The sequence below is a fragment of the Mesorhizobium sp. M4A.F.Ca.ET.090.04.2.1 genome, from assembly GCF_003999085.1.
In the GTDB taxonomy this organism is placed as follows: domain Bacteria; phylum Pseudomonadota; class Alphaproteobacteria; order Rhizobiales; family Rhizobiaceae; genus Mesorhizobium.
On sequence record NZ_RZOT01000588.1, the window covers coordinates 1 to 3,568 of the forward strand.

Annotated in this window: 4 protein-coding genes and 1 pseudogene; 2 read left to right on the plus strand and 3 right to left on the minus strand. The window is 65.9% G+C overall.

Translation table 11 applies throughout. The features are described 5' to 3' along the window. From EN781_RS28640 to EN781_RS28650, 3 genes and pseudogenes are all read right to left on the minus strand, one after another. Positions 1-355: pseudogene (locus EN781_RS28640) on the minus strand (VWA domain-containing protein); the annotation flags it as partial. A 4-nt stretch (positions 356-359) separates the two neighbouring features. Further along, positions 360-1,289, minus strand: coding sequence for a MoxR family ATPase (locus EN781_RS28645; RefSeq protein ID WP_126054824.1), 930 nt, complete (start codon positions 1,287-1,289; stop codon positions 360-362). 31 nt (positions 1,290-1,320) lie between these two features. After that, positions 1,321-1,815: a flavin reductase gene (locus EN781_RS28650; RefSeq protein WP_126054825.1), complete on the minus strand. Its 495-nt coding sequence runs from the start codon at positions 1,813-1,815 to the stop codon at positions 1,321-1,323. Positions 1,816-1,989: 174 nt separating this feature from the next. Between EN781_RS28650 and EN781_RS28655 the strand changes: the two genes are divergently transcribed. Further along, positions 1,990-3,063, plus strand: coding sequence for a branched-chain amino acid ABC transporter substrate-binding protein (locus tag EN781_RS28655; protein WP_127400560.1), 1,074 nt, complete (start codon positions 1,990-1,992; stop codon positions 3,061-3,063). Next, positions 3,063-3,568 (plus strand): P1 family peptidase (locus tag EN781_RS28660; protein WP_189347908.1); only part of this gene is annotated, 506 nt, incomplete at its 3' end. The genes EN781_RS28655 and EN781_RS28660, both read left to right, overlap by 1 nt.

Below are 3,568 nucleotides of genomic sequence, written 5' to 3' on the forward strand. Positions count from 1 at the left end.
GGCTGACGCGGGTCTCGGCCGCGCGAGGCTTCTGCTTCTCGCTGGTATTCAGCGCGACGGGCGAGAACATCGCCAGCATTTTCTCGATCAGTTCGCGCGATTTCCAGAACAGCCGGAAGGCCTCGTCGAAGACCGGATGGTCCTCGTGCCGGGAGACCAGCACGGCATGCAGCGTCCAGTAGAAATCATCGCGCGAGCCGATGCCGGCGGCAAGCACCGCCTCGATCGCATCCTTGACCGAAGCCGGCCCGACCCGCATGCCGGCCTTGCGCAAGGTACGGGCGAAGTAGACGATGTTGTCGGCGATGCGCCCGTCTTCCGTGGCCTCTGCGGGATCGGAACGCGGCGCCTTCATGGGCCTACTGCGCCGCCGCGAGCTCGGCCTTGACCTCGTCGAGGATGCGCCGGCCCTCGCCCGCGCCGATGCGAGCGATGTCGTCCTGGTATTTCAACAGCACGCCGATCGTGTCGGAAACTGTCTCCGGATCGAGCGCCACCTTGTCGAGTTCGGTCAATGCGCCGGCCCAGTCAATGGTTTCGGCGACGCCCGGCGCCTTGAACAATTCGATCTGGCGGAGCTTCTGGATGAAGGACACAACCTCGGCCGAAAGCCGGCTGTTGGCCTGCGGCACCTTGCGCCGTACGATCTCCAGCTCACGCTCTGCATTGGGATAGTCGACCCAGTGATAGAGGCAGCGGCGTTTCAGCGCGTCATGGATTTCGCGCGTGCGATTGGTGGTGATGATGACGATCGGCGGCTCCTCCGCCTTGATCGTGCCGAGCTCCGGCACCGTCACCTGGAAGTCCGAGAGGATTTCGAGCAGGAAGGCCTCGAAGGCCTCGTCGGTGCGGTCGAGCTCGTCGATGAGGAATACCGGGGCAGCGCCCGCCTTGCCGGTCAGCGCATCGAGCACCGGGCGGCGGATCAGGTACTTTTCGGAGAAAACGTTGCGCTCCATGTCGGAGCGCACGACCTTGCCGGCCGCCTCCTCCATGCGGATCTCGATCATCTGCGCGGCGTAGTTCCACTCGTAGACGGCGGAGGAGACGTCGAGCCCCTCATAGCACTGCAGGCGGATCAGCCGGCGGCCGAGCGCCTCGGCCAGCACCTTGGCGATCTCGGTCTTGCCGACGCCGGCCTCGCCCTCGAGGAAGAGCGGCCGCTTCATGCGCAATGAGAGAAACAGCACGGTGGCCAGCGAACGGTCCGCCACATAGTCCGCGCCGGTCAGGAGATCGAGCGTCTCGTCGATCGTCCGCGGCGCCGGGCGCGGTTTCAAGCCGGTCATTCCATCTCCGTAGAGTCAGCCATCAAGGCACCTACAGGGCGCGATAGCCGCGACCGTGATAGATCAGCGGGCGCAAATTATCGCCGATGCGCAGGCCTGTCACCTTGCCAAAAAGCACACGGTGCGTGGCGAGATCCTTGGTGTCGATCAGCTCGCAATCGAACACGGCAAGCGCCCCTTTCAGGGTCGGCGCGCCGGTCGAGATCACGTCCCATTCGCCCAGCGCAAACCGTTCCTCCACCGGCAGGCCGGTCATGCCGGAAAAGCCGACTGACAGCGGCTCCTGATGCGATGCCAGCGTGTTGAGCGCGAACCTGCCATTCGCAACAAAAGGCTCGTTCTTGGGATTTTCGCGGTTGAGGCAGACGAGCACGGTCGGCGGCGTGTCGGACACCGAGCAAGCGGCGATAACGGTCGCGCCTCGTCTGCCGGCGGGGCCGTCGGTGGTCACCACGTGGACCTGGCCGGCAAAATGGGCCATCGCGTCGCGATAGGCCTGCGGCCCGATGTCGTTCTTCTTCAGCACAGATGATTTTCCTCAGAACCCACCGTTATATATGGCGGCATATTGCTAGCCACAAGCGAAGTGCTTGACGCATATCCCGAAATTCGCGTTGCGCCGAGGGCGGGCAGCCTTTAGGTCTTGGCGAAACGGGTGCCGGCAAACCTACCGCCGGCGCGGGAGGAACGCTTCGCTCACATGCGACCCCTGGTGACGATATTGGCGGTGCTGGCCTCGATTGCTTTCGCCGGCAACGCGGGCGCCGAAGACCTCGTCGTCGGCGTTGCGGCCCCCCTCTCCGGCCCTTCGGCGATCCTTGGCAAGCAGGTCGAAGCCGGCGCCGGGCTGGCGGCGGAAGCGAACGGCGCCGAGATCAAGACGCTCGATGACGCTTGCACCGCGGACGGCGGAGTCGCCGCGGCACGCGACTTCGCGGCGGCGAAAGTCGATGTGGTGGTTGGCTTCCTTTGCACCGAGGCGATCGAGGCGGCACTGCCGATCCTGAAAGAGGCTGGCATTCCTGTCATCACTGTCGGCGTGCGCACCGAAAGCCTGACCGACCGGCGCGCCAAGACCGGCTGGCCGGTCTATCGGCTCGGGCCACGCGGCGATGACGAGCGCAATGCCGCTGCCAGGATCCTGACGCATCTGTGGCAGAACGAACTCTTCGCCATCGTCGATGACGGCACGATCTACGGCCGCGAGATCGCCGAGACGTTCAGGGCGGCCGCCGAGCAGGCGGCGCTGAAACCGGTGTTCGTCGACACATTCCGGCCGCAGCTCGACAACCAGATCGGCCTGATCGGCCGGCTGAAAAAGGCCGGGGCAACCAAGGTGTTCGCCGGCGGCGACGGCGACGACATCGCCATCATGGGTCGCGATGCCGGCTCGCTCAATGCTGGCATCACTCTCGCCGGTGGCGAAAATCTGCGTACGCCCCCCGGCAATGTGCCCTATGCCGCGGGTACGCTGATGATCGCTCCGCCCGAATGGGCCGAGGCCGCCGATCCCAAGGTGGTGCAGGCTTTCGCGGAGAGAAGCGTCATACCGGAAGGCTACGTGTTGCCGGCCTATGCCGCGGTCGAGATCGCCAAAGCTGCAACCGCTGAAGCGGAAAGCTCGGGCAAGCCGCTTGCCGAAGCGCTCACCGGGCGTGACTTCGCGACTGCGATCGGGCCCATCCGGTTCGACGACAAGGGCGATCTCAGCCAGTCTCCGTTCCGCGCCTTCCGCTTCGATGGAACGCGCTTCGTACCGCTGGAGACGAAGTGATGTTCCGCGCCGGCCCGCGTAACCTGATCACCGATGTCGCCGGCCTCAGGGTCGGCAACGCCGCAGACGCCAGGTTGAAGTCGGGGGTGACGGCACTGCTTTGCGACGACCCGGCGGTGGCGGGCGTGCAGGTGCTGGGCGGCGCGCCGGGGACGCGTGAGACCGACCTTCTGGAGCCACAGAATTCGGTCCAAGAGATCCATGCCATCGTGCTTTCGGGCGGCTCGGCCTTCGGCCTCGACGCCGCCTCGGGCGTGCAGGCGGCCCTGCGCGAAAGAAACATCGGCGTCGAGGTCGGCGGCTTCCGCGTGCCGATCGTGCCGGCGGCGATCCTGTTCGACCTGCGCAATGGCGGCGACAAGGGCTGGGGCCGCTACCCGCCTTATCGCGACCTCGGCTACCAAGCCGCGCAAGCGGCAGAGGCCGACTTTGCATTGGGCACGACCGGCGCCGGCACCGGCGCATTGACGTCGGGGCTCAAGGGCGGGCTGGGCTCGGCTTCGAC